This window comes from Psychrobacter sp. Marseille-P5312 (assembly GCF_900291405.1).
In the GTDB taxonomy this organism is placed as follows: domain Bacteria; phylum Pseudomonadota; class Gammaproteobacteria; order Pseudomonadales; family Moraxellaceae; genus Psychrobacter; species Psychrobacter celer.
Genome location: NZ_OLML01000001.1, coordinates 849,601 through 873,942 on the forward strand (window position 1 = coordinate 849,601; position 24,342 = coordinate 873,942).

18 protein-coding genes are annotated in these 24,342 nt (G+C 47.5%); 9 read left to right on the top strand and 9 right to left on the bottom strand.

Annotation, left to right across the window (positions count from 1 at the left end; all coding sequences use genetic code 11):
* Positions 1-17: 17 nt before the first annotated feature.
* The 4 genes from C6W44_RS03635 to mutY all read left to right on the top strand — a co-directional run bounded on the left by C6W44_RS03635 (position 18) and on the right by mutY (position 6,562).
* Positions 18-3,065: a DUF2339 domain-containing protein gene (locus tag C6W44_RS03635; RefSeq protein WP_105244264.1), complete on the top strand. Its 3,048-nt coding sequence runs from the start codon at positions 18-20 to the stop codon at positions 3,063-3,065.
* Positions 3,066-3,292: 227 nt separating this feature from the next.
* Positions 3,293-4,249: a ribosome biogenesis GTPase YlqF gene (gene ylqF / locus C6W44_RS03640; RefSeq protein ID WP_105244265.1), complete on the top strand. Its 957-nt coding sequence runs from the start codon at positions 3,293-3,295 to the stop codon at positions 4,247-4,249.
* A gap of 23 nt (positions 4,250-4,272) precedes the next feature.
* Positions 4,273-5,202 (top strand): GIY-YIG nuclease family protein, encoded by a 930-nt coding sequence (locus C6W44_RS03645; protein ID WP_105244266.1) that lies wholly within the window; start codon positions 4,273-4,275, stop codon positions 5,200-5,202.
* A 91-nt stretch (positions 5,203-5,293) separates the two neighbouring features.
* Positions 5,294-6,562 carry an A/G-specific adenine glycosylase gene (gene mutY / locus C6W44_RS03650; RefSeq protein WP_105244267.1) on the top strand — a complete coding sequence of 423 codons (1,269 nt, stop codon included), beginning with the start codon at positions 5,294-5,296 and terminating at the stop codon, positions 6,560-6,562.
* Positions 6,563-6,690: 128 nt separating this feature from the next.
* Here mutY and C6W44_RS03655 read toward each other — a convergent pair whose 3' ends face one another.
* Positions 6,691-7,593 (bottom strand): acyl-CoA thioesterase, encoded by a 903-nt coding sequence (locus tag C6W44_RS03655; RefSeq protein ID WP_075101950.1) that lies wholly within the window; start codon positions 7,591-7,593, stop codon positions 6,691-6,693.
* Positions 7,594-8,032: 439 nt separating this feature from the next.
* Positions 8,033-10,921, bottom strand: coding sequence for an RNA polymerase-associated protein RapA (rapA, locus tag C6W44_RS03660; RefSeq protein ID WP_105244268.1), 2,889 nt, complete (start codon positions 10,919-10,921; stop codon positions 8,033-8,035).
* Between the two features lie 311 nt (positions 10,922-11,232).
* On the opposite strand from rapA, the gene C6W44_RS03665 reads away from it, so the two are divergent.
* Positions 11,233-12,183, top strand: coding sequence for a D-2-hydroxyacid dehydrogenase (locus tag C6W44_RS03665; RefSeq protein WP_105244269.1), 951 nt, complete (start codon positions 11,233-11,235; stop codon positions 12,181-12,183).
* A 182-nt stretch (positions 12,184-12,365) separates the two neighbouring features.
* On the opposite strand, the gene C6W44_RS03670 is transcribed toward C6W44_RS03665, so the two are convergent.
* Positions 12,366-13,079 (bottom strand): RluA family pseudouridine synthase, encoded by a 714-nt coding sequence (locus C6W44_RS03670; RefSeq protein WP_105244270.1) that lies wholly within the window; start codon positions 13,077-13,079, stop codon positions 12,366-12,368.
* Between the two features lie 288 nt (positions 13,080-13,367).
* Between C6W44_RS03670 and trxA the strand changes: the two genes are divergently transcribed.
* The 3 genes from trxA (at position 13,368) to C6W44_RS03685 (ending at position 16,413) form a co-directional block, all read left to right on the top strand.
* Positions 13,368-13,733: a thioredoxin gene (gene trxA, locus C6W44_RS03675; protein WP_158676692.1), complete on the top strand. Its 366-nt coding sequence runs from the start codon at positions 13,368-13,370 to the stop codon at positions 13,731-13,733.
* Between the two features lie 552 nt (positions 13,734-14,285).
* The gene (gene rho, locus C6W44_RS03680; protein ID WP_075101945.1) at positions 14,286-15,554 is read left to right on the top strand and encodes a transcription termination factor Rho; all 1,269 of its coding nucleotides are present in this window, start codon (positions 14,286-14,288) and stop codon (positions 15,552-15,554) included.
* A gap of 619 nt (positions 15,555-16,173) precedes the next feature.
* Complete coding sequence (locus C6W44_RS03685) at positions 16,174-16,413, top strand: hypothetical protein (RefSeq protein WP_075101944.1); 240 nt, start codon at positions 16,174-16,176, stop codon at positions 16,411-16,413.
* Positions 16,414-16,878: 465 nt separating this feature from the next.
* On the opposite strand, the gene C6W44_RS03690 is transcribed toward C6W44_RS03685, so the two are convergent.
* A complete protein-coding gene (locus C6W44_RS03690) occupies positions 16,879-17,766 on the bottom strand; it encodes a neutral zinc metallopeptidase (protein ID WP_105244272.1) in 888 nt (295 codons plus the stop codon).
* A 589-nt stretch (positions 17,767-18,355) separates the two neighbouring features.
* Here C6W44_RS03690 and C6W44_RS03695 point away from each other — a divergent pair.
* Positions 18,356-18,715, top strand: coding sequence for a hypothetical protein (locus C6W44_RS03695; protein ID WP_075101942.1), 360 nt, complete (start codon positions 18,356-18,358; stop codon positions 18,713-18,715).
* Positions 18,716-18,939: 224 nt separating this feature from the next.
* On the opposite strand, the gene C6W44_RS03700 is transcribed toward C6W44_RS03695, so the two are convergent.
* The 5 genes from C6W44_RS03700 to rpmI all read right to left on the bottom strand — a co-directional run bounded on the left by C6W44_RS03700 (position 18,940) and on the right by rpmI (position 24,086).
* On the bottom strand, positions 18,940-19,239 hold the full coding sequence (locus C6W44_RS03700; protein ID WP_075101941.1) for an integration host factor subunit alpha: 300 nt from the start codon (positions 19,237-19,239) through the stop codon (positions 18,940-18,942).
* 245 nt (positions 19,240-19,484) lie between these two features.
* Positions 19,485-21,902 (bottom strand): phenylalanine--tRNA ligase subunit beta, encoded by a 2,418-nt coding sequence (gene pheT / locus C6W44_RS03705; protein ID WP_105244273.1) that lies wholly within the window; start codon positions 21,900-21,902, stop codon positions 19,485-19,487.
* A 102-nt stretch (positions 21,903-22,004) separates the two neighbouring features.
* Positions 22,005-23,060, bottom strand: a complete 1,056-nt coding sequence (pheS, locus tag C6W44_RS03710) for a phenylalanine--tRNA ligase subunit alpha (RefSeq protein ID WP_105244274.1) — start codon at positions 23,058-23,060, stop codon at positions 22,005-22,007.
* 340 nt (positions 23,061-23,400) lie between these two features.
* A complete protein-coding gene (rplT, locus tag C6W44_RS03715; RefSeq protein WP_075101938.1) occupies positions 23,401-23,757 on the bottom strand; it encodes a 50S ribosomal protein L20 in 357 nt (118 codons plus the stop codon).
* Positions 23,758-23,888: 131 nt separating this feature from the next.
* Positions 23,889-24,086 carry a 50S ribosomal protein L35 gene (gene rpmI / locus C6W44_RS03720; RefSeq protein WP_011281253.1) on the bottom strand — a complete coding sequence of 66 codons (198 nt, stop codon included), beginning with the start codon at positions 24,084-24,086 and terminating at the stop codon, positions 23,889-23,891.
* Between the last annotated feature and the right edge of the window lie 256 nt (positions 24,087-24,342).

Genomic DNA, 24,342 nt, shown 5'->3' on the forward strand with positions numbered 1-24,342 from the left:
CAAATTGAGTGACGAGGATGCTATATCTGTTAATGAATCCGCTGGGCTGGCTGGCTTTTACCATTTTATTCATCATTGCTTCGGTGCTATATATTAGTATCCATAGACAAATCCAGCAGTTGCGCCGTGAGATGGCAGCGCTACAAGCTGAGCTCAAGCAATATAAAGACAGTATAGACGCTGCATCCAACGCGCACTCTGAGCCATCCTCTCAAGATACAGAGCATCAGCAGACAATGTCACAACCACCCGTGCTTTCTGAGCGGCCAGAGTTGCCAGAGTCAGCAAACCGGCCTTTATCCGAGCTACCTACACCCCCTTTACCTGCAGCTTCATCACTATCGATAGAAAATCGACAAGCCACTGCAACCATAGAACCTGATGAGCGCTCCTTACCTATCGTCACCTCACTGATTTATTCTATCAAAAGCTGGTTTTTTGGCGGTAACTTGGTCGTGCGTGTCGGGGTAATCGTCTTACTCATCGGTGTAGTGCTTTTGCTGCGCTTACTGAGCGATTATATCGAGATTCCGATTACCATAAAGCTCATTGGTATTGGCCTGATGGGATTGGGACTGGCGGCGTTGGGGATACAATTGGCAAAAAACCGCTTTGCTTATGGCATCACCTTACAGGGTGCGGGCTTAGCGACGGCTTATTTGACCGTCTTTTTTGCTTATAGCTTCTATCAGGTGCTCGCAAGCGTGCCAAGCTTTATTGGACTTGGCCTTTTATCAGCTGTCACCATCGGTCTCGCTGTGCGTCAAAACGCCTTACCGCTGGCTTTATTGGCCTTGTCTGGTGGATTTTTTGCGCCTGTATTGACCGGTGAAGACACCGGCAGTCTGGTCGCCTTATTTAGCTATTATCTGCTGTTAAACGTCACCGTTGCTGTCATTGCTCACTACCGTACTTGGAAAATGCTCAATCTGCTCGGCGTGTTGGTCACCTTTGGACTGGCCTACTATTGGGGCGCGACGAACAATCTAAACGCTACCATTGAGGCGCAGCGCTGGACATTGGTATTGCTGGTGACGCTGCATGTATTGCTATATTTGTTTGTCGTCATTCGCTACGCCCAGCACATCATCGCTTATAACACATTAAATGAAACAGATATCGCCCAGATGACTGTAGGTAGTATTTACGGTACAAACCCCAGCACAGATGCCAGTACGAACAACAATACAAAAAACAGCGCAAACAACATCTATGTCTTCCCTATTGATACGGGTTTATTGTTTTCCGTACCGATATTGGCCTTTGGTTTATTTGCGGCGTTGTTAGACGCTATTCCTCATGCGCTGACCCTCACTAGTGCTGTTTTAGCGGTGATTTATTTGGGCATTGGCTGGATATTTGTACAGCGCAGTCAACGATATGCCTTAATCACTGAAGGCATGCTGGCGTTAGGATTTGGATTTTTGGCATTAGTAATTCCGCTGGCTCTCGATGCTGAGTGGATTGCCTTTGGCTGGTCGGTTCAAGGGCTGGCGTTGGTATGGTTTGGTCGGCGCTCGCTACGCGCATGGTCGGTGCTATTTGGGCTAGGATTACAGCTGCTGAGTATCGCGATGCTGATGATAACTGTGGTCTTTACAATCAAAGATTATCCAACACTGGCCTTGACGATTTCGGCGCTCAGCTACCTCGCCGCCATGTTTGTCTTACGCGCCAGCAACGCCCCTATGGATGACAAAAACAGCCAGCGTCACGCCGATCAGACGCTGGTGAAATACGCTAACACATTGGGCATCGGTGAACCCGCTACCAAGCAGTGGCTGGCTTCAATCAATAGCCAAAGTATAGCGTTTAACCTAATGTGGCGCAGTCCGAGGTTGAGCCGTTTTTTGACGTTCACCGCCGTGGTCTGGCTGCTGTATGTATTGGTCATCGATCTTGATCAATGGCTTGCCAACTGGCACATCGCAACGACAGCGCTGCTAGGATTGGCCGCGTTAACCAGCCTTGTCCTTTATTATGCCATCAATCAATATCGTTCTTGGTTGGAGATTCGGCAGTTTTGTCATGGTTTACTGTTGTTATTGTATGCCACGCTACTGTTTCAATTACCGCAAAGATATGAATTTTATTATCAATGGTCGACCTTTCATTGGTCGATATTTATTGCTTTGCTGATAGGCGGGTTGGTCATTGGGCAGTTATGGCTAAAGACATGGCATAAAGCAGCTGAGTTAACACGTTTTGATAGCGCAAGCTGGCTTGGAGCAGGCATTATTGTTTTAGCAGAAGCCATGCATTATGGCTTACCTGACTCAAAAGGTGTCATGACTGTTTTAGTACCAGTTGCCTTTATGTTGGCTGGATTATGGTGGACACAGCGTCATGCTATGGCTAAATATCATGATGAGCAGTCAAACACGCACTCAAAAGCCGCAACCTCAGCCTTTCCGCTCGCTTGGTTTGATTGGTCTCAAGCACTGTTAGACAGCGCCAAAATCTTTGTACCTATCACCTTAGGCTGGGCGCTGTTTACCAATTTTACTTATGATGGGGTGATTTGGGCCTTGCCTTATTTTCCGCTATTTAATTTATACGATCTGACGTTATGGCTGGTGGTGTTTTATGCCTTGGGCGTTTATTTACTTCGTCAGCCACGTGGTAGCGGTTCGAGAAATCTATTAAAAGCCATTCCTAAAAACGATATGCTACTTATTGTCTTAGCGCTGATTGGCCTTTGGATAGGTTCGAGTATGTTGGTCAGGACGCTGCATGCCTTTATCGGCACGCCATTATGGACTGGCAGTGTATATGGAGTTACTGGGGGCGCGTGGAATAGCGAGCAAGTACAGACGGGATTGACGATTTTGTGGACGCTCATTGCCTTGGTCGCGACCATCAGCGCTAGCCGCTATGGACAGCGCACGCTATGGTTTATGGGCATTGGATTACTGGGCGCGGTGGTGCTAAAACTGGTCTTGGTTGACTTGTCACAGACCGAGGCGATTTGGCGGGTGATTTCGTTCCTTGGTGCAGGCAGCTTGATCTTGGTCATTGGCTATTTAGCGCCGCTACCACCCGCGCGCAAGGACTTAGTAGACTAGGACGTACTCTCAACCCAATCGATGAGCCTATAGATGGGCCAAACATAAAGACACGCCCAAATCCGCATGACAGCCTGCCTGAAGCCTGACATAAAATGGTAACGTGGCAACAAGGCGACTGGATAACATTGGGTGCTGACGCTGGTTGTGTAGTAAACTGAACATCATAAAAAAGTAGACACTGATGGTCTTACTTTTAGCATTTTTATAAAAGGTTATGAAAGCAGATGGATAAAAGAGCGAATATTCAGTGGTTCCCTGGGCACATGAACAAAGCCCGTAACGAAATCAAAGAAATCATGCCGCAGATGGACGTGGTCATCGAGGTGATTGACGCCCGTATTCCTTATAGTAGCGAAAACCCCATGGTCGCAGCACTACGCGGCGAAAAACCCGTCATCAAAATCTTAAACAAAGCCGATCTCGCCGACCCTGATCTGACCCAAGCATGGATGGCGCACCTTGAGCAGCAAGCGGGCGTCAAAGCCATCGCGTGTGACAATAATAAAGCCGATGACGTCAAGCGCATCATCGCTCTATGCAAAAAAATGGTGCCCAATAAAGTTGGCACCGGTCGCCAGATCAAAGCCATGATCATGGGCATTCCAAACGTTGGCAAATCGACTTTGATCAATACCTTAGCAGGGCGTGCAGTAGCAAAAACTGGCGACGAGCCTGCAGTGACCAAGTCGCAGCAGCTGATCAAACTCGATGATGACATCATGCTCTATGACACCCCTGGTATGCTCTGGCCAAAGGTCGAAAACGAAAACTCTGGCTATCGCTTGGCGGCGACCGGCGGTATTCGCGATACCGCGTTTGACTTCGCCGATGTCGCCAGCTATACCGCTGAGTATTTGTTGAGCGCTTATCCTGAGCTGCTAAAAACTCGCTATAAAATTGACGAGCTGCCCAAGACCGATTGGGAGTTTTTTGAAATGGCAGGGCGTAACCGAGGATTTATCAAAAAAGGCGGAGTCGTTGATACCTACCGCATGTCTGAGATTTTGATCAATGAGCTGCGTAGTGGCAAGCTTGGACGTATTACCCTTGAAACTCCAGCGATGATCGAAGCGGAAGAAATCATCGTCGCCGAACAACGTCTAGCGGCAGAAGAAAAAAAGAAAGCCCGCGAAGAAGAAAAGCGCTTGCGCCGATTAAAAACGCGGAAGAATCGGAAGTAGATTGACCAACAATATAAGCTTTTATGAATCCATTAATACCCTCAGCAAAAACCATTCAAATCTACCTGCCCACAGGTAACCCTCGTGGGCTGCGTGTCGCTGAAATGACCATACGCACCGTGCGTCTGATTGAAGTGCCGCGCATTCATATTGCAGATTTTTTAAGTATGCCCGACGCCAAGCAAGTAGGCTTATACTTTCTAATTGGTGATACCGATAGCACGGACAAACCTCTACTCTATATTGGGCAAACAGGCGATTTAACCCAGCGCCTGAAAAGCCATCATAATGGTAAAGATTTTTGGACAAGGGTGTTTGTCATGCTCTCTACCAACAACACCATTACCCAGACGCATGCGCTGTATATGGAACATAAAGCCATTCAAATTGCCACAGATGTCGGGCGCTACGATTTGCAAAATGGCAATAATGGCAGCAAGCCGCATACGCCAGCACCGCTGCAAGCAGACTGCGAAGAGCTGTTTCACACATTAGATATTTTACTGTCTACCCTCGGGCAGCCAGTTTTTGAAGCAATCGGTATTGAGACTCCTAATAATAAAGCCTACCAGCCACTGATATCAGATACCTGCCAGTCTCCCCAAGACACACCAGCAGTCGTACCTGACAAGCAACCAATGCTGTTTTATTGCAAAGCCAAAGACTGTGATGCTCAAGGCTACTACGATAATGACGGTTTTGTTTTGTTAAAAGGGTCGCTCATCCGTAAAATTCATACACCATCATTTAGTAAATGGGGCATCAATAAAAAACGTGAAATGTTAGCAAACAAAATATTAATCGAGCACGATGACAACACTTACAAAGTGGTCAAAAACCACTTGCTGACAACACCTAGTGGTGCAGGACAAATTGCAACAGGACGTAATGCAAATGGGTGGCTAGTCTGGAAAAACAAAGCTGGCCAGACGCTTAGCGATATTTACCGCTAGTAAATCAACCAGATAATCACCATATAGGATAAACGCTTTGCTTAAGTGTAACCAAAGCGCCCTTTACTTATTGCCAATTTTATAAGAGCCTATGACTCAACCTACTGCCATACCCGACACTCCCTTTTCTCAACCCACTGACGCATTAGACTCTTTCTCGCCGCGCCTACTCGATTGGTTTGCCGAAAATGGTCGCCATGACCTACCGTGGCAGCAGCATCAGACCGATACGCCCAACCCTTACATCGTTTGGCTATCCGAAGTCATGCTCCAGCAGACACAAGTCACCACCGTGTTGCCCTACTTTGCGCGCTTTATGGAATCGTTTCCGAGCGTGCAGGATTTGGCCGCCGCAGAATGGGACTTGGTTGCCGAGCATTGGGCGGGGCTTGGCTACTATGCACGCGCGCGTAATTTGCATAAAGGCGCAAAGCAACTGGCCGAGATAATTGACGAGACCGGTGATTTTCCGCAGACGCTAGCAGGCTGGGAAGCCATCTCTGGCGTTGGGCCGTCGACCGCTGGGGCGATTATGGCGATGGGCTTGCACAAGTATGGCGTCATCTGTGATGGCAATGTCAAACGCGTCCTTACCCGCTGGGCGGCTATTGAGGGCGATATCACCAGGTCTGCCACCACCAAGACGCTATGGGCGTTGGCAGAGCGTTTAACACCTGTCGATGACTCAGGACGGTTTGCGCAGGCGATGATGGACATGGGCGCAACGCTATGCACGCGTAGCAAGCCTGCCTGCTTATTGTGTCCACTACAAGAGGACTGTCTTGCCCATGCACAGGGACGCGAAACCGACTATCCAGTCAAGGCAAAAAAACAGCCCAAGCCCAGTAAGTTTAGCAATGCGCTTATCATCAAAGATACGGACGGCAAAATACTATGGCTACAGCGCCCTGACAATGGTATTTGGGGCGGACTATGGAGTTTGCCATTACAGTTTGTAGAAAAGGTTGATGGTAAAGCGAACACTAAGGCTACTGTTAAAAAGACGCTAGCTAGCGATGATAAGCCATCAAACACAGCAAATGACGTACGCAGTAATGAAAAAGTCTATGAGACAGAATTTACCACCGCTGAGCAGATTATTCATGAGTGGTTAGATAAGCATAATGTGATAGCCGCACCCATTAATCAAACCTTGATTGATGATGCGCCTATCAAGCACTCATTGACCCACTTCCATTGGTATTTGACGCCGCGATCCGTCACTTTAGACAATAAGCAAACAACCGCATTGAGTACAGCCTTGCAAGCGGCAGAGATTAATCTTCATTGGTTGACCGCAGATGATGCGCGGGCAACACTTGGATTACCGCGGGCGATGGTAAAGATTTTAGAGCGGTAAGTACGTATAGTCGAACCACTATAAATAAACACAGTGCTACTGGGATGAATTTTGCGCAGCATCTGGGTACGCAGCACGCAAGGAAAATTTATACCAGTAGCACGCTGGCATAGCTTGTATTTTTTTATTTAAGATTTGGGCACCCGCAAGCGCATCAATCCTTCTTGTTGCACCGTTGCGACGAGCTTACCATCTTGCCAAAACTGCCCATGATTTAAGCCTTTGGCATTAGAGGTGGTATCGCTCCACATGTCGTATAGTAGCCAATTATTTAGGTCAAAGGTACGGTGGAAGTGCATCGAGTGGTCGATACTGGCCGCTTGTAAGCCACTGGTCATAAAGCTGACCCCATGCGACATCAGCCCTGTACCGACTAAGTAAAAATCAGACGAAAATGCCAATAGCGCTTGCTGAATCGCCACCGGCTGATTGCCCAGCTCGCGGATACGCAGCCAGTTGGCTTGTTTTGGCTTCATCGGCTCGGGATGGATAGGATCACGCGGTTTGACAGGCTTAATCTCGACATGACGACGACGCATAAAACGTGCTTTGAGCGCATCTGGCACTTTGCCGACGTACTCTTCTTTTAAATCTTGCTCGGCAAGCAGGTCGTCTGGTGGCGGATAGACAGGCATATCTTCTTGATACTCAAGCCCCTCCTCCATCGGCGAAAACGAGGCAATCATCGAAAAAATCACTTGCTCAATAGGCGCTTTGCCGCGTACTTCTTTATACTGAATCGCGGTCACTTCTCGCGCAGAGAGGCTACGCCCATCGCGTAGACGGCGTACTCGATAAATCACTGGCTGGTTGATATCACCGCCACGCAAAAAATAGCCGTGCAGTGAATGGCAGGGTTTGTCTTTATCCAGCGTATGGGCAGCTGCCATGATTGCTTGCGCCAAGACTTGCCCACCAAAGATACGACTGCCCACATAGTCATGGCTTTTCCCTTCAAAGACATCAGGGCTCACTTCAATAAGCGATACGGTAGCAAGCAGTTCATCAATCAGTTGCGAATAATCAGACATGACGATAGGTTTCCTTATTTTTATCAAAAACGCGGCGCGGCTGCACCAACCCACCTAATGATAGCCAGATGATATAACGGCAAACCTGCTGCGTTTGAATGTAAAATAATATGAAATCACTTGCTAAAAATACACAAGAGAGATGTTAGAACGAAATTTTAGCGTAAAAATACAGCGATAGCAGCGCTATACACGTATTTATTATCCACTGAAAGGCTAAACATATTACCCAATATCCCGCGCTTTGACCAGTTATGAGTCGCTTACCCGCCAGTCTTGACCGCCTTTTTTATCTCATGACAAAAGTACCCGCTGATGGCTTACGCACACGCTTGGCTATCACAAGGTTTGAGGCAGATGTATCTATCGCAGCATCAGTGCATCAGCCGAATAAAAAACGAGATGATCGGCGCATCTCGTTTTCATTGCTATGCTTCGTTTATGGCTTGACCGCTACCAATACGCGGATAGAGTCTGGTACCAGCGATAGGTTGCCTAATGCCTGCTCGCCTTGTGCTTTTAGCTGCTCTAAGCGCTCTACTTCTTCTGGACGTACATTGGGGTTGATGGTTTGTAGATGTTTTAGGCGCTTGATTTCACGCGACCACTGCTGATTGAAACGGGCGCTTGCTTGCTCACCGATTTCTGCCAGCTGCTGGCGGGCGATCTCTTCGGCGTCGTAGTAACGCTGCTCGATCACATCACCGCGCACCTTGATGACTTGGCGGGCGCGGTTTTTGTCCAGTCGCTCGATATGCGGCATAATCATATCGCTACTGATGCGCGCTGACAGATCATTGCCTTGCTCACTGATAAATACCCGAATGTTTTGCGTGGTGATAGTCGCAGGCAGATTGAGCACTCTTGGCGCGATGGCCTCGACACGGAAGTTTACCTCGAGCAGCACCATGCCTTGTGGCACGACCGCGCTTTTTAGCATCGCCACCGTGGTATTACCAAAGGTGCTGGTGCTGGCCAACTCGTAAATCGCGCGCATCAGCGGATGCTCATGGGTAATAAAGTCGATATCTTCACGCAGCAATGCCTGCCCACGATCAAAGGTCAAGGTCATCCCATCTTCATCGCCCAGTGGCAGGCCATCGATGTACTCACTGATCTCAGTACTATCGATAGGAGCGATGACCCACGAGCCATCGCGCTGGATACTATGATCGATATTGGCAGAGGCAAAAAAGCGCTCCATAAAGTGTGGCAGCAGATTGTGCTGATCAAAGTCAATCATGGCATCTTTGATACGCCCAGCGACACGTGGACGGCACGAATTGTACTCCAGCAGACGGTCACGGCCAGCTTGTAGCTGCGCTTCTAGCCCTAGGCGGGTTTTTTTCGCTTCGGTGATGATGTCTTGTAGCATGGCACGGTTGTCGGGCGTATCAGCACTCTCTAGCACAGGCTTTAGCGTTTGGATGTATTGCTCTTGCACACTTTGGGCAGTCGGTGATATCTGACTAAACATATTGAGCGCTTTGTCATACCAATGATATAAACGCTCCTGCGCGGTGCCCTGTACATAAGGGACGTGAAGCATGATCTGCTGCGTCTGGCCGATACGGTCTAGGCGGCCTATGCGCTGCTCTAGCGTGTCTGGATTGGCAGGTAAGTCCCACAGTATCAGCTGGCTTGCAAACTGGAAGTTACGACCTTCTGAGCCAATCTCTGAGCAAAGCAATATCTGCGCGCCCTCGGAATCAGCAAAAAACGCCGCCGCTTGGTCACGCTCAAGCAGTGTCATCTGCTCGGTAAAGATAGCAGTCTTAATGCCTGCATGTAAGCGCAGTACCGCCTCAAGACTCTCAACCGTCGCTCCACTACGAGCGATCAATAGCACTTTTTGATGCTTTAGCTCACCGCGCAAGATATCAATCAACCAAGACACACGTGGGTCATCTTCTAGCCAGCCACCATCGGGCTGGTTTTCTTCGCCCCACAGCTGCTCACGCAGTTTGCCCGTGGTTTGGTAGCTATCAACCCATGCGTCAGGCAGGGGCAGTGGATACGGCTGACGGCTTCGTCCATAAAACCCTTTGACACTCTCACGAGTATTGCGAAATAAGATACGGCCGGTACCATGACGGTCCAGTAGCTCGTTAAGGGCATAAGTACGCAAGCGCTCATCGTCATTGATTGCGCCTAGCTCATCCATACTAATGTCTAATAAATGGCTCAAAGCTGCGATTTGCCCATCACTCAGCGGCTTGTCTTCTATCAACACGCCAGCGACGGCAGCGGTTTCGGCAAAGGCTTCTTGCCCATCGATAAACTCATCCAAATCATCAAAGCGATCAGGATCTAGCAGGCGCAAACGCGCAAAATGGCTTTGCGCGCCGAGCTGCTCAGGCGTTGCGGTCAGTAGCATCACCCCAGGCGTCTCTTCAGCAAAGTCAGCAATCAAATCGTATTTGTCATTGCCGCCCTGCTCTTCATCCCAGTGCAAATGGTGCGCTTCGTCGACGACCAATAGATCAAAGCCCGCTTCCATCGCTTGATCGTACAAATCAGGATGATCAAGCAACAAATCCATGCCCGCGATGATACATTGCTCGGTGGCAAAGACGTTTTGTTCAGGATCATGCTCTTTGATCGCGGCAGTACGTACCAAATCAAACAACGCAAAATTTAGGTTAAAGCGGCGACGCAGCTCGATCATCCACTGGTATTGCAGACTGTCTGGTACCAAGATAAGTACGCGCTCAGCCTTTCCTGTGATTAGCTGCTGATGAATGATTAAGCCCGCTTCGATGGTTTTACCCAGACCCACTTCATCGGCCAAAAGCACACGCGGCGCGATACGCTTGCCGACCTCGTGAGCGATATACAGCTGATGCTCGATAATATCGACACGCGCGCCCATTAGGCCTTTGAGCGGATGGCCTGCCAGCGCCGACTGCATGCGCAAGATGTCTTGGCGCAGCTCGTACCAGTCGCCACGCTCGATGCGACCAGCGAGCAGACGCTCAAGCGGCTTGGCAAGCGTGATATTGGCCGCGAGTCGGGTTTCCATGATACCGCGCTCATGCTCATCGACGCTGTACTTGAGCACACCCATCACCTCGTCTACCGCATTGACCGTATAGCCGTTGCCATCTTGGTCATAAATGCTATCGCCCGCCTTAAATACCACGCGCGACAGTGGCGCTGAGTTTTTGGCATAAACACGCGTCTCCTCGCTTTGCGGAAACAAGATGTGCACACAGCGATCATCCACATCGATGACCACACCCAAGCCAAGCTCAGACTCTGTATCAGATAAATAACGTTGGCCAACGGCGAATTCAGTACTGTGCAGTGAAGCGATAGAGGTAGTCATAAGGCGATGTCTTTTTTGTACTCAGGTAATAAGAAATAAAATAGATAGCAATGGCCGCTAATGGTGGCTGTGCATAGGGTAACACCCATTTAGTCGACAGCTAAGGTAGACCATTATATAACGTTAGCGGCTAGATGAGTGCGTTTAGTTGACTTTTCAAGTAGACAATTGTGACAGCGCTTGGGTTTCTCAGGTTTTTATGGTTTGGTTTTTGACTAAACCCACCGACGTGCTACATTAAGCCTCACCCCCATAAAGCCTTAAAACCATAGAAAAAATCAATACAACAATCAATTCATCAGGGAGTCAATATGCGAGCGGTTTTTTTAGACAAGGGTACTTTTTCGGACGGTATCGATTTGCCAGCCCCAGCTGGGATTACAGATTACATGACTTATCATGACACGCCAAAGGACAACCACGTCATCCTCGAGCGCTGCCGTGACGCCGATATCATCATCACCAACAAAGTCCAAATAGACGCTGAGGTGATCGGTCAACTGCCCACCCTCAAGCTGATTCAGCTGACTGCCACAGGGATGAACAACGTCGATCAAGACGCTTGTGACAGACATCATGTCACCCTTTATAACGTCGCAGGTTACGCGGTCAAAAGCGTGCCTGAGCATACCTTTATGCTGATGCTCAATGCCATGCGCGCAGGCATTCATTATCATCAAAAAGTCGCCGATGGTACATGGCGCGACAATGGCAATTTTTGCTTGCTCGACATACCGCTGATCGACTTAGAAGACAAGACGCTCGGCATCATCGGCGTCGGTACCATCGGCAAGCGCGTCACCGAGATTGCACGCGCCTTTGGCATGACGGTGTTATGGGCGGAGCATCAAGGGCGTGCGCCGCGCAGTGCAGACTATACCGCCTTTGATGACGTACTGGCACAGTCAGATGTATTGAGCTTACATTGCCCACTGACCGCACAAACCCAGCATCTTATCAATAAGGACACCTTGGTCAAAATGACCAAGCAGCCCTTATTGGTCAACGTTGCTCGCGGCGGCATCGTCGATAGTCAAGCATTGGCAACTGCCATCCATAACGAGCAAATTATCGGCTACGCCAGCGACGTGTTTGAGCAAGAGCCGATCACGGCAGATGACCCGCTACTCAGCCTCAGCGAGCATCCACGGGTGATATTTAGCCCGCACAATGCTTGGGGCAGCAAAAGCGCGCAACAGACCTTATGGCAGATATTAACTAAGCAGGTGAGCGACTTTATCGAGCACTGTCATCAACCCTAAATAAAGCTGGCAGGCAAGATACTAGGCCGCGCCCTCATTCTAAAGCAGGTAAAAAATGCGGACATGCCCTAACCGCAAAACCGTAGCCAGTCGTCCTTTACGTTGCGATACTTAAGCATGATGCGATCACTGATATCGTTATTGCTCATATGGTTAAGTCATCATCTGGTTCAGTGGCCAGATTAAAACGGGCACGGACTCTCCCAGTCCATCCACGCACCCAGTGTCGGGTGCTTTAGGCGTAACTGCTGTGCGTGCAAGTTTAGTCGCGGGGCTATCATCAGTGCCGCCCCTTCGGCATAAATCGGATCACCAATCATCACATGACCGGCATGCACCATATGCACACGTAACTGGTGACTACGGCCCGTGACCGGCTTTAGTAGCACGCGCGTGACGGTCTGATCATTGCACATTTCGTGAGCCAAGACCTCATATAAAGTCAGCGCCTGTTTGGGCCAATCGTGATCGACGATATGGCGCGGTTTGGTCGTGGGCTCATAACGCACCGGCACCGATATCTCACCGGTCGCCCCAATACCTTCCCATTGGCCAAAGACGCGTGCTTGGTAGCTTTTTTGTGGCAACCGCTCAATAAACTGCTTACTAATATGGCTTTGGGCAGCGGCATTTTTGGCAAAAATCAGTAGCCCTGAGGTGTCCATATCCAAGCGGTGAATGAGTTTGACGGCTGGATTGACGCGCTCAAGCCGCGCAAGCAAGCTGACCTTAAGGGTTTTGCCATCGACGCTGAGGAGGCCTGCTGGCTTATCCACCACCCAAATATCGTCATCTTCATATACTGTAATGTCTTGGGCAAATGTTTTAAAAAACGCCAGCGGATACGCGCACTCTTGTCGGTTTAAGGCGTTGACTTCTTCTTCAGTAAAAGGCATAAAAATCGGTTACTTATATAAATTAGAGTAAAGATGACATGATAGAGGCAATGACATAGAAAAAAAACCAAAAAGTGATAAGTGACAGCGCACTCACTGGCTGTAGGGTTGTGTTTCGATTTATTGTATCAATCGTAATTGTTAAACAATTTAACCAGCCTGCATCTGTCAAGTAAGAACAAACATGTTAATATGATGGCACATTCTCACCATTTCGAAACGACTCTTTAGCCGCTTATCATTACTTTATACCGCGGGTCTTTAGCTACACAAAGCCGCGATAAATTGATGAACGACGATAAAGACAATAAAACAAGAGAGATAACTATGTCAGACCTAATCGTAAATACCACCGATGCAAATTTTGACCAAGACGTGCTGCAATCAGACCTGCCTGTATTGGTAGATTTTTGGGCGGCGTGGTGTGGCCCTTGTAAAGCCATCGCGCCTATCTTAGAAGATCTAGCCAGCGAGTACCAAGGCAAAGTAAAAATCGTCAAAGTCGACGTCGACAACAACCCACAAGCCGCCAGCCGCTTTGGTATCCGTAACATCCCAACGCTATTTGTCTTTAAAGACGGCGAAAAAGTTGACTCAGTCATGGGCCTACAGCCAAAAGCAGAGCTAGCCAAAGTACTTGATAAGCATCTATAAGCACTGTTATCAGTGTCGATACGCTCGTGTCAGTCTATCTGCTGCGAGTGTCTACACGTCATAATAGATGCCAATCAGTAAAAAACCATTGTCCCGCTAAGATAATGGTTTTTTGCTCGTTTTTTATGCAAAAAAACCATTAATACGACTTTTTTGGCAAAATTTATTGACAATGCCATTGTGAAGACCGTATAGTCTGCTGACAAGAGAAAACGAACCGTTTTCCTAAGTGTCTTGTCGCTATTCTCCTCGTGTTTATCAACAAAAACACAATCGTCATTATAAACACCATTACTGAACGAAATGACTAAACACAATTACTGATACTGAGTTTTTGACGCAGACTCTTATGTAGCCTTCTGTATCTTTATTTCTTATTACCTTGCACTCTATTCTTGCAACTTGTACATAAGTCAACACGCAATACCCAAACTACATAACTCTGGCTCTGTGCTCGCGCCCTCTATCGCCATACTATCGTTGTTTTAATCAATGTCGTGACTTGTGCTGCTAATGGCATCTCTCATCTGATCAATTGCTAATGACCTACCTATGAATCTAACTGAACTAAAGAAAAAATCAATCTCTGAGCTATTGGCCATCGCCAAAGACATGGGTCTTGATAATATGGCGCGTAGCCGTAAACAAGACATTATCTTCGCTATCTTAAAGACCCACGCCCGTAACGGCGAAGCCATCTATGGTGACGGCGTGCTCGAGGTCTTACCCGATGGCTTTGGCTTTTTGCGCTCATCAGAGGGCTCTTACTTGGCAGGCCCTGACGACATTTATGTCAGCCCCAGCCAAATCCGCCGCTTTAGCCTAAAGACAGGCGACAGTATCGCTGGGACGATTCGACCACCAAAGGATTCTGAGCGTTATTTTGCGCTACTAAAGGTCGGCGAGATTAACTTTGATACCCCCGATCGCTCACGTCACAAGCTGATTTTCGAGAACCTCACGCCATTATTCCCCACCGAGCAGTTAAAGCTAGAATTAGGTAACGGTACGACCGAGGATTTGACAGGCCGTATTATCGACCTGATTGCCCCGATTGGTAAAGGCCAGCGCTCTATCATCGTCGCGCCGCCAAAAGCCGGTAAAACCATGCTTTTGCAATCGATTGCCCAGTCTATCACCCGCAACAACCCCGAATGCTATCTGATCGTCTTGCTCATTGATGAGCGTCCAGAAGAAGTGACCGAGATGGAACGCACGGTACGCGGTGAAGTCGTTGCCTCAACCTTCGATGAGCCGCCGCAGCGCCACGTACAAGTCGCCGAAATGGTCATCGAAAAAGCCAAGCGCTTAGTCGAGCATAAGCAAGACGTGGTCATCTTACTTGACTCCATCACTCGCCTCGCTCGTGCGTATAACACCGTCATTCCATCATCTGGTAAAGTGTTGACCGGTGGTCTAGACGCCAATGCCCTTGAGCGTCCTAAGCGCTTTTTTGGCGCAGCGCGTAACGTCGAAGAAGGCGGCAGCTTGACCATCATCGCCAGTGCTTTGATTGACACCGGTAGCAAAATGGACAGCGTCATCTTTGAAGAATTTAAAGGTACCGGTAACCAAGAAATTACCCTTGAGCGTGACTTAGCCGAAAAACGCGTCTTTCCAGCGATCAATATCAAAAAATCTGGCACTCGCCGCGAAGAGCGCCTGCTTGATGAAGACAAACTACGCAAAGTCTGGATCTTGCGCAAATTGCTACAGCCAATGGATGGTGTCCAAGCCACTGAGTTCTTGCTTGAGCGCCTAAAAGAAGCCAAAACCAATGATGAGTTTTTTGAACAAATGAAGCGTAAATCACAAAACTAATATGCGATGATAAGTTCTACTCATACCAATAGCACTATGTCATTTTTGATATGGATCGACTATAGATATTAAAGACAAATACCAAAAACCGCCTTAGGGCGGTTTTTGTGTGTTGGGTCGTGGCAATATGGCCAGACGACAAGCTATAGTAAGTGCTAAATAAAAAAATTACAGCCTCTATAGCGGATTGCCTATATCACACGAAGCAAATATAAGACCCTATTTCTTTACACATAGATAGCGCTAGCAGTGACAAAAACAGTTAGCGTATTATCAATACAAATACAATGACACTAAGCAAAACCCCTACCAAGGATACAGTGGGGAAACATCTTTTACAGCTTGCTTGCAAAGCTTAGCGATTTTACTACGCCTAGAGGCGAATTGATGGGTTACTATAAGCGTTAGTATAGATATACTCTGCTATCGGGTGCGATAGCAGTACACGTATTGAGATATTGAAAACCCTTAATATAATCCTATGTCTTGCGATAGCAATACAGATTATTCTAAGACAATTGCTGGATTCGCTTGGTATGGTTTATCTATATCAAACACATAGCACTAAAAATCTCGTATTCTTTTTTTGACCCAACTTGATAATTTGACAGGTGATATTATGAAATTTGCTAAAACTATCGCAATGACTGCCATTACTAGCTCTGCTTTAATCATGGGCGGCTGTGCAACCAATGGATACAACTCTGGCTTGAGCAATACCGCTAAAGGTGCAGCAGCGGGCGCAGCAGCGGGCGCTTTGATCAGAAGTGGCGGCGACAGTAAAGATATCGCTCGCGGGGCATTGGGCGGTGCTGCTGTTGGTGGCGCTGGCGCTTACATCCTAGACCAAACCAGATAATTTGGTTCATAACGGATAGACAGCACTTCTAGATAACACTTCAAGCAGTTTGGTTAGATAAGTCTTTTTAAAGACATACCTTCTGAGTATTTTAAGCTTAGATAAGTAAAGACACTTTGAGCTTAAAAGACACTGATGTGAACTTTCTCATAAGCTGTCTAAATAGTATGTAGATATAAACAAAAGGCCTGCAATCATTGCAGGCCTTTTGTTATCTAGCAGGCGTAGATTTTTATTTTAAACAACGGTCAAATCAGAATACAGCAAATATATGGCTAAAAAATCGCTCAATTATATAGTCAACTCAAAATAAAATGACGATACCGTTAAGTGCACAACTCGAATGCTGTCTTTAAGTGTAGGTCGCACCATTACTGGCAGCGTAGACGAGCCAGCACGCAAGGAAGACTTATACCAGTAACGCTATGTCCTTTTTTAAAATGCATCAACTCTAACCTATCCGCATTATAGAGCGCCACTAAAGGTATCACATGCCTGTACATTGCCACTCTGCAGACCGCGGGTAAACCATTGCACACGTTGTTGGCTGGTACCATGCGTAAAATTATCTGGTACAACCGCGCCGCCGCTTGCACGAGCGAGACGATCATCACCGATTTGGCCAGCCGCATTGATGGCCTCATCGATATCACCTGCTTCTAAGAACTGTACGCGCTCCTGATTGCGCTGCGCCCATACCCCAGCAAAACAGTCCGCTTGTAGCTCTTGCATGACCGACAGTTTATTGGCCTGTGCGCGGCTGACTTGACGACCAGCCTCATTCACCTGCTGAGTGATGCCAAGCAACGTCTGCACATGATGGCCCACCTCGTGCGATATCACATAGGCTTGCGCAAAGTCGCCTGCCTTACCTTGGTTATCTTGATCCCCTGAGCCTTGCTGATCGCCCGTTATACCTAGGTTTTGACGCATTTCCACAAAAAACGACGTGTCCAGATAAATGGTTTGATCCCCCGGACAATAAAATGGCCCTGTCGCAGCGCTGGCACTCCCACAAGCAGAGCTGACTTGACCGTTAAACAATATGAGCGACGGCTCTTGATACGTACTGCCCGCTTCATTAAATATCTGATGCCAAACGTCTTCTGTATCGGCCAATACGACTTTGACAAACTGCGTATCGCGGTCGTCACTGGTGGCAGGCTCACTCGCCGTACTGCCGCCACCGCCTGCCACCACTTGCCCTGTCTGTAATGCCGTCATGGGGTTGACCCCAAAAACCAACCACAAAATACCCGCGATAATAATACCGCCGATACCACCCCCTATCATCTTACCGCCGCCGCGACTGCTGCGCACGTTTGAGCTGCCTCGCCTACCTTGCCACTTCATACCATCTCTCCTTAAATATATGACTTATACCATCATACTATCGACCATTTATACAAGTATTTTTAGTTCTTTATTGTCTGACTCATTGTCGTACCTAGCTTTTACGGTATCTCCAAGCTTTTTGCTTACTATGTTTTATGACTTTTATATGCCTATCAGTATCCTTTAGCAGATACAGTACGAAAACAACGCCGAAATTGATTACGTTATCGTAAAATTTACTGCCCGCAATACGCCAATTACCGAATACCAGCTATCTTCAATGAAAGCACTACACAACACCAACAGTTGAAGAGTATTAAGACGACAATCATGCTTTTATAATAAGCTGATCTTATTGATTATACGCATATTATTTGGTGTTACTCTTTAAGAGAAGATAAGAGGTTTAAAAATGTAAAGTTACATTTACAATTTTATTGTTACTGAATTGTACAGCCTCTTTCCATTCAGAAAGAAAACATATAGAATGCGTGAAAGCTGAGTAGTTGTAACTAAGATTAGTTGAACTCTGGAAAACATCAGATTTCGACCTTTTTTTGGCTTTTGTTACTACTACTGCTCATTTCATTTTTTCGGAGAAACAACTATGAACCTTAAATTACTTGCTCTAGCTGGTATCATGACTGCATCTATGGGCCTAACTGCCTGTGACAGCAACACTGAAAACGCTGCTGAAGATCTATCTGACGCACAAGAAGAAGTACAAGACGCTCAAGAAGAGCTAAACGAAGCTGCTGCTGACGGCGAAGCTGTACCTGCTGACGCAGAAGCTGCTGCTGCTGAAGCTGAAGCTGACATCGCTGATGCACAAGCTGCAACTGCAACTGACGAAATGGACGCTGAAGTACCTGTAGACGGTACTACTACTAGCGTTGATGTAGCTAGCGAAACTGACACTGCAGCTGTTGATGCAGCTGACGAAGTGGTTGTTGAAGAAGCTCAGTAATTTTATTGGTCATACAATAAACACTGTAGTAAAAAAGAGAGCCTATGCTCTCTTTTTTTATGCCTGCTATTGAAGCAAGATGATAGCAGGATAGCCTGCTAACTAGATGGACACTGATTGTTTGCGCTAAGCTAGTAGATAAGATATACCCAAAAAAGTCCCTATTAAACAGCGTTATCTTTGGTTCTTTTTCTCTGAGCAGCGCCTATATGTATAGACACAGACTAAGCATCAAACAAACGCTCATCAACCTGCTGGCGAAATTTTTGACCTGTCTTAAAGGTCACCACTCGGCGCGCAGATACGGCAACGGGCTCCCCTGTCTTTGGATTGCGACCAGGGCGGCTATTTTTGTCTTTTAGCTCAAAGTTGCCAAAGCCTGAAAGCTTGACTTCTTTGCCATCAATCAAACTCTCTGACAATTCCTCAAAAAAGCGCTCTACCAAACAGCGGCTATCTTGGCGCGTTAGGTTTAGGTGGCTCATCAAGTGCTCAATCATGTCAGATTTGGTTAAAGTGCTCACAGTACGACTCCTATGCTATGTCGTGATGTCGAATATCATGGTTTAGCGGTATGAGGGGATAGCAGTTATTATAAAGGTTTTCTGTGGTCTTTTTAATATAGACGTTATAAAATCTCTTTTATTAATAACCACTTACCATTTTTTAGACAAAAAACGTCTCGATCATAATTTTTTTGACAAATAAGGCACCACAGCCTTTTAATTAAAAAAGGCCATGATGCATTATCAGTTTTCGGGTGTAGAGGTTAGCTGTCACGCAGCTGTACTGAATGCTGCTCAATCAAAGCTTGAACGACTGTATCAGTGGCAGTTTTTACTGCCTCGTCAGATAGGGTTTGTGACACATCTTGCCATATCAGAGCAAATGCAAGCGAGCGCTGACCTGTCGGTACTTTGTCACCTTGATAGACATCAAATAACCACATATCGCTCAACAAGGCCCCAGCAGCACGGCGTACCGTCGACTCTAGCGTCTGTAGGCTAATCTCGGTATCTACCAAGATGGCGATATCACGGCGCACTTGTGGAAACTTACTTGGCGTGGTGATTTCATGCTGCTCGCGGGCCAAGTTAAGCAGCGGCGCAAGCGATAACTGGGCAACCCAAGTGGCAGGCAGATCCAGCTGTTTGGCGGTGCTCGGATGCAGCTGACCCAACCAGCCGACATAGATATCATCGATATACAGCTTGGCGCTTTGACCAGGGTGCAAAAACGCTAGCTGGCTACGCTCGTAGCGTACGCGCGCACGATCGATTTGGGCTGGAAGTAGCTGCTCGATATCGTGCTTGAGATCATAAAAATCTAAAGCTCGGTTTTGATAAGCTTGCTCATCCCAAATATCGCCAACTGCGACCAGCGCCATGCTCGGCGTCTGTACCAAGTCACTGACACTCTGACCGACAAAGCTCAGACCTGTTTCAAAAAAACGTACACGCGGCTGCTGACGATTGAGGTTGTATTGCACACAAGGCAACAAGCTTGAGAGCAATGTACGGCGCATGACCGCCAGATCGCTTGAGATCGGATTGGCCAATGCCAACACTTCACCTAACGCTTCATCATCAAGTAGCGTCTCAAGTTTGGCATCACTAAAGCTAAAACTAATCGCTTCCATATAGCCATTATTGACGAGTGCCAGCTTCATCTCATGCGTCAAATCAGCCGTATCGTCATAATCCATACTGACTTGCAGATGCGGCAGGACGCTTGGAATATTGTCATAACCGTAGATACGGGCGATCTCTTCGATAAGGTCTTCTTTAATACTCATATCAAAACGATACGACGGCGGCGTACAGATCAGACTCTCTGCTTGCTGCGCGACCTCAAAGCCCAGCTGGGTTAAGATACGCACCATGACCGCAGGCTCTATCTCGATACCAACGACCTCACGGACTTTGCTGATTGGCAAGGTAATCGGCGTACGGGCTGGCAAGTGCTCGCTATTTTCTACTTTTACTATTTGCCCAGCTTGCCCGCTTGTGACACTAGTAATCAAATCAACAGCACGCGCCAAAGCAAGTGCTGGCAGCGCAAAGTCTACCCCGCGCTCAAAGCGCTGCGAGGCATCGGTATGCAAGCCAAAACGACGCGCGCGCGCCGCGATAGCCAGCGGATTAAAAAACGCACTTTCTAAAATAATATTGGTGGTGCTATCGGTGACGCTACTGCGCTTACCGCCCATGATTCCCGCTAAGGCAAGCACGCCCTCATCATCGGCAATCACCAGCTCATCACCAGTTAGAGCAATGGTTTGCTCATTCAGTAGCGTCACTGTCTCTGCAGGCTGCGCCAAACGCACCACGATATCACCTTGAATGGTATCGGCATCAAACGCATGTAATGGCTGACCAAGCTCCATCAATACATAGTTGGTCACATCCACCAAAAAGTTATGCGAGCGTAGTCCTGACTGAACCAAAGCATCAGCCATCCATTTTGGCGTATCGATACTACGATCAATATTGCTGATTGATTGTAAGAGATAGCGTGGGCACGCTTCATTGGCACTAATGGTGACCGCAGGCGTTGCATCACTGTTCGTTACCGCTACATCAGTGGCAATCTCCGGCTGCTGCATCGGCAGATCATTAATCACTGATATCTCACGGGCAATACCGCGCACGCTAAAGCAGTCGCCACGGTTTGGCGTGATAGAGATATCGAGTATTTGATTGTCTAAACCTAGATAGTCACGGATATCAATGCCAATGGGTGCATCTGCAGGCAGCTCAAGTAGGCCATCTATGTCGTCAACCAGATCGATCTCGGAGGCACCGCACAGCATACCGTTTGAGGCCACGCCGCGTAGCTTGCTTTTCTTAATCTTAAAGCCCGATTTACCATTACTGGCATCATCACTTGGCAGTATCGCCCCAACGGTTGCAACGGGCGCTTTCATACCGACCGTCACATTCGGAGCGCCGCAGACGATTTGTAATGGCTCAGACTCACCAATATTTACCTGCGTGACGCGCAGCTTATCGGCATCAGGATGCGGCTCGACACTGATGACCTCACCGACCACCACACCGCTAAATGCACGGGCAACGGCAAAGCGATCATCAATCTCAAGCCCTGCCATGGTCAGCTGTTCGGCCAATTGCTCGCTGGTATTATTGGGGTTCACCCATTGACGTAGCCACTGTTCGCTAATTTTCATAAATATCTCGGATCAGAATTTTGTAATAAAGATGTTGGAGTAAAGCTTGGCACATACACTTGTTGTATCAACAAGGCGCGCTTTTTATATAAAAAAAGCACTCTAGCCAAATTGCTTTAAAAAGCGCACGTCATTTTGGAAAAACAAACGCAAGTCATCGATGCCATAATACAACATGGCAAAGCGCTCAATACCCATACCAAAGGCGAAGCCAGTGTATTTGTCGCTATCGATACCGCAGTTGGTCAGCACCTGCGGATGCACCATGCCGCAGCCCATGACTTCTAGCCATTTGCCATTGTCATCGAGGATATCCACTTCGGCTGAAGGCTCGGTAAATGGGAAAAATGACGGACGAAAACGTACAGTCAACGCTTTGGCAAAAAACGCCTCTAAAAACTCACTGATCAAGCCCTTGAGCTCAGCAAAGGTGCTCGACTCGGTCACCATCAGCCCTTCTAGCTGGTGAAACATCGGCGAATGCGTTTGGTCTGAGTCGTTACGATAGACGCGACCTGGGCAAATGATACGAATCGGCGGCTCGTTCTTTTCCATGGTGCGAATCTGTACCGGACTGGTGTGCGTACGCAGCAAGTAGTGTGCATCAAAATAAAACGTATCATGCATCGCGCGCGCAGGGTGATGCGATGGGATATTAAGCGCTTCAAAGTTATAGTAGTCGCTCTCAACTTCAGGGCCTGTCGCGACGTTAAAACCTGCCTGCACAAAGTACTGCTGCATACGCTGGGTCACCATCGTCACTGGATGCAAATGGCCTTTTTGGCCGCCGCGCGCCGGCAGGGTGATATCGATACTCTCGCTTGCAAGCTTGGCATTCAATGCAGCGACTTCTAGCTGCTGCTGCTGCTCGGTGAGCGCCTGTCCGATACGGCTACGCACACTGTGCAACCAGCCGCCGTAGGTTTTTTTGTCATCGCTACCAAGCTTACCCATCTGTTTTGACCAGCCGGTAAGCGAGCTTTTTTTGCCCGTTAGCTGTACACGCAAGTCTTGTAGCGTACGCGCGTCGTTTACTTGCAAAATTAGCGCTTCAGCAGCACTGGCAAACTCATTGAGCTGTGCTTCATTTAGCTCATTAAGCTCTGAGGACAAGGTCGGTAGCGCCGACAAATCGGTGATAGCAGCAGGGGTAGTCATAAGACGCATTATTCCTGATTTAAACGGACTATTAAGTAAGTATGGTGCTTGGTAATTGTAGGGATTTGACCAAATATTGCAAACCATTTGCTCGGTTATCTCACGATGACCATGAGTGATGCTAATGGCTTGAATATGTGGACATATATATCTAGCAAAATAGATATTTAGCAAAAACGCGTGTGTTTAACCGCAATAGTGATGACCCCAAAATAATTTACTATAAAAAAAGCCACCGACCAGCGGTAGCTTTTATTAATATCGTACTATTAATCAATATTAGTCCGATCCATCTAGGTATTTGCTAAAAAAGCAAGCCACCTAAAGAAAAGGGTAATATTTAGGCCAATTCCGCTTTTGCTTTTTCGACCAATGCGGTGAAAGTAGCTGCATCATGCATAGCGATGTCAGCTAAGACGCGACGATCGATTGCGATGTTAGCTTTTTTCAAGCCATTGATAAAGCGGCTATAGCTTAAGCCGTTGATGCGAGCACCAGCATTGATACGTGCGATCCAAAGACGACGGAAAGTACGTTTTTTATTGCGACGGTCACGATAAGCATATTGACCAGCTTTGGTCACTGCCTGTACCGCTACGCGGTAAACACGTGAACGGGCACCGTAGTAGCCTTTAGCACGCTTTAAGATTTTTTTGTGACGGCGATTTGCCTGTACACCACGTTTTACACGGGCCATAAATTACTCCAAGATTTTTTAATCATTATTAAACGAATCACGATGTCGTTATATAAGTGAATACCAGACATCGTTATCAGATTGCAAAGTCACATACCTTTAATACATTAAAGCTAAGTGACCATAGGCTATTAGATGTATGGGCACATACGACGAACTGCTGCTTCGTCAGACTTGTCCACCATCTTTAGACCGCGCAACTGGCGAATACGCTTAGCTGATTTCTTGGTCAAGATATGGCTTTTGAAGGCTTGCTTACGCTTAAAGCCATTCGCTGTTTTTTTGAAGCGCTTAGCGGCACCGCTTCTGGTTTTCATCTTAACTTTCATGATGAGTTGCCTCTTTGTCTTTGATAGAACCTGGTCGTCAAATCGTCAGTCATAAATAGTGGCTTTAAAAACAACCACTAAACTGTTATTTGCCTCGAGGTGGGAGGCGCTATTTTAGCAGATAGCGCCCTGTTTTGCCAAGTGAATTTTCGCCCAAGCGCTCAGCTGTTTATATAGCCAGCGCTTTTAGTAAGCGCATATCACTATGGCTCCCCTACACTCCGCCAAATAGCCCGCCACAAAGACGGCGATACAC

Coding starts and splice junctions, on each gene's coding strand:
- C6W44_RS03655 (WP_075101950.1), bottom strand. CDS start 7,593: ATGTCTGATTATTCGCAACTGATTGATGAACTGCTTGCTACCGTATCG.
- rplT (WP_075101938.1), bottom strand. CDS start 23,757: ATGGCCCGTGTAAAACGTGGTGTACAGGCAAATCGCCGTCACAAAAAA.
- pheS (WP_105244274.1), bottom strand. CDS start 23,060: ATGACTACCCCTGCTGCTATCACCGATTTGTCGGCGCTACCGACCTTG.
- C6W44_RS03695 (WP_075101942.1), top strand. CDS start 18,356: ATGAACCTTAAATTACTTGCTCTAGCTGGTATCATGACTGCATCTATG.
- trxA (WP_158676692.1), top strand. CDS start 13,368: ATGAACGACGATAAAGACAATAAAACAAGAGAGATAACTATGTCAGAC.
- rho (WP_075101945.1), top strand. CDS start 14,286: ATGAATCTAACTGAACTAAAGAAAAAATCAATCTCTGAGCTATTGGCC.
- C6W44_RS03665 (WP_105244269.1), top strand. CDS start 11,233: ATGCGAGCGGTTTTTTTAGACAAGGGTACTTTTTCGGACGGTATCGAT.
- rapA (WP_105244268.1), bottom strand. CDS start 10,921: ATGACTACCTCTATCGCTTCACTGCACAGTACTGAATTCGCCGTTGGC.
- pheT (WP_105244273.1), bottom strand. CDS start 21,902: ATGAAAATTAGCGAACAGTGGCTACGTCAATGGGTGAACCCCAATAAT.
- mutY (WP_105244267.1), top strand. CDS start 5,294: ATGACTCAACCTACTGCCATACCCGACACTCCCTTTTCTCAACCCACT.
- ylqF (WP_105244265.1), top strand. CDS start 3,293: ATGGATAAAAGAGCGAATATTCAGTGGTTCCCTGGGCACATGAACAAA.
- C6W44_RS03670 (WP_105244270.1), bottom strand. CDS start 13,079: ATGCCTTTTACTGAAGAAGAAGTCAACGCCTTAAACCGACAAGAGTGC.
- C6W44_RS03645 (WP_105244266.1), top strand. CDS start 4,273: ATGAATCCATTAATACCCTCAGCAAAAACCATTCAAATCTACCTGCCC.
- rpmI (WP_011281253.1), bottom strand. CDS start 24,086: ATGAAAGTTAAGATGAAAACCAGAAGCGGTGCCGCTAAGCGCTTCAAA.
- C6W44_RS03685 (WP_075101944.1), top strand. CDS start 16,174: ATGAAATTTGCTAAAACTATCGCAATGACTGCCATTACTAGCTCTGCT.
- C6W44_RS03635 (WP_105244264.1), top strand. CDS start 18: ATGCTATATCTGTTAATGAATCCGCTGGGCTGGCTGGCTTTTACCATT.
- C6W44_RS03690 (WP_105244272.1), bottom strand. CDS start 17,766: ATGAAGTGGCAAGGTAGGCGAGGCAGCTCAAACGTGCGCAGCAGTCGC.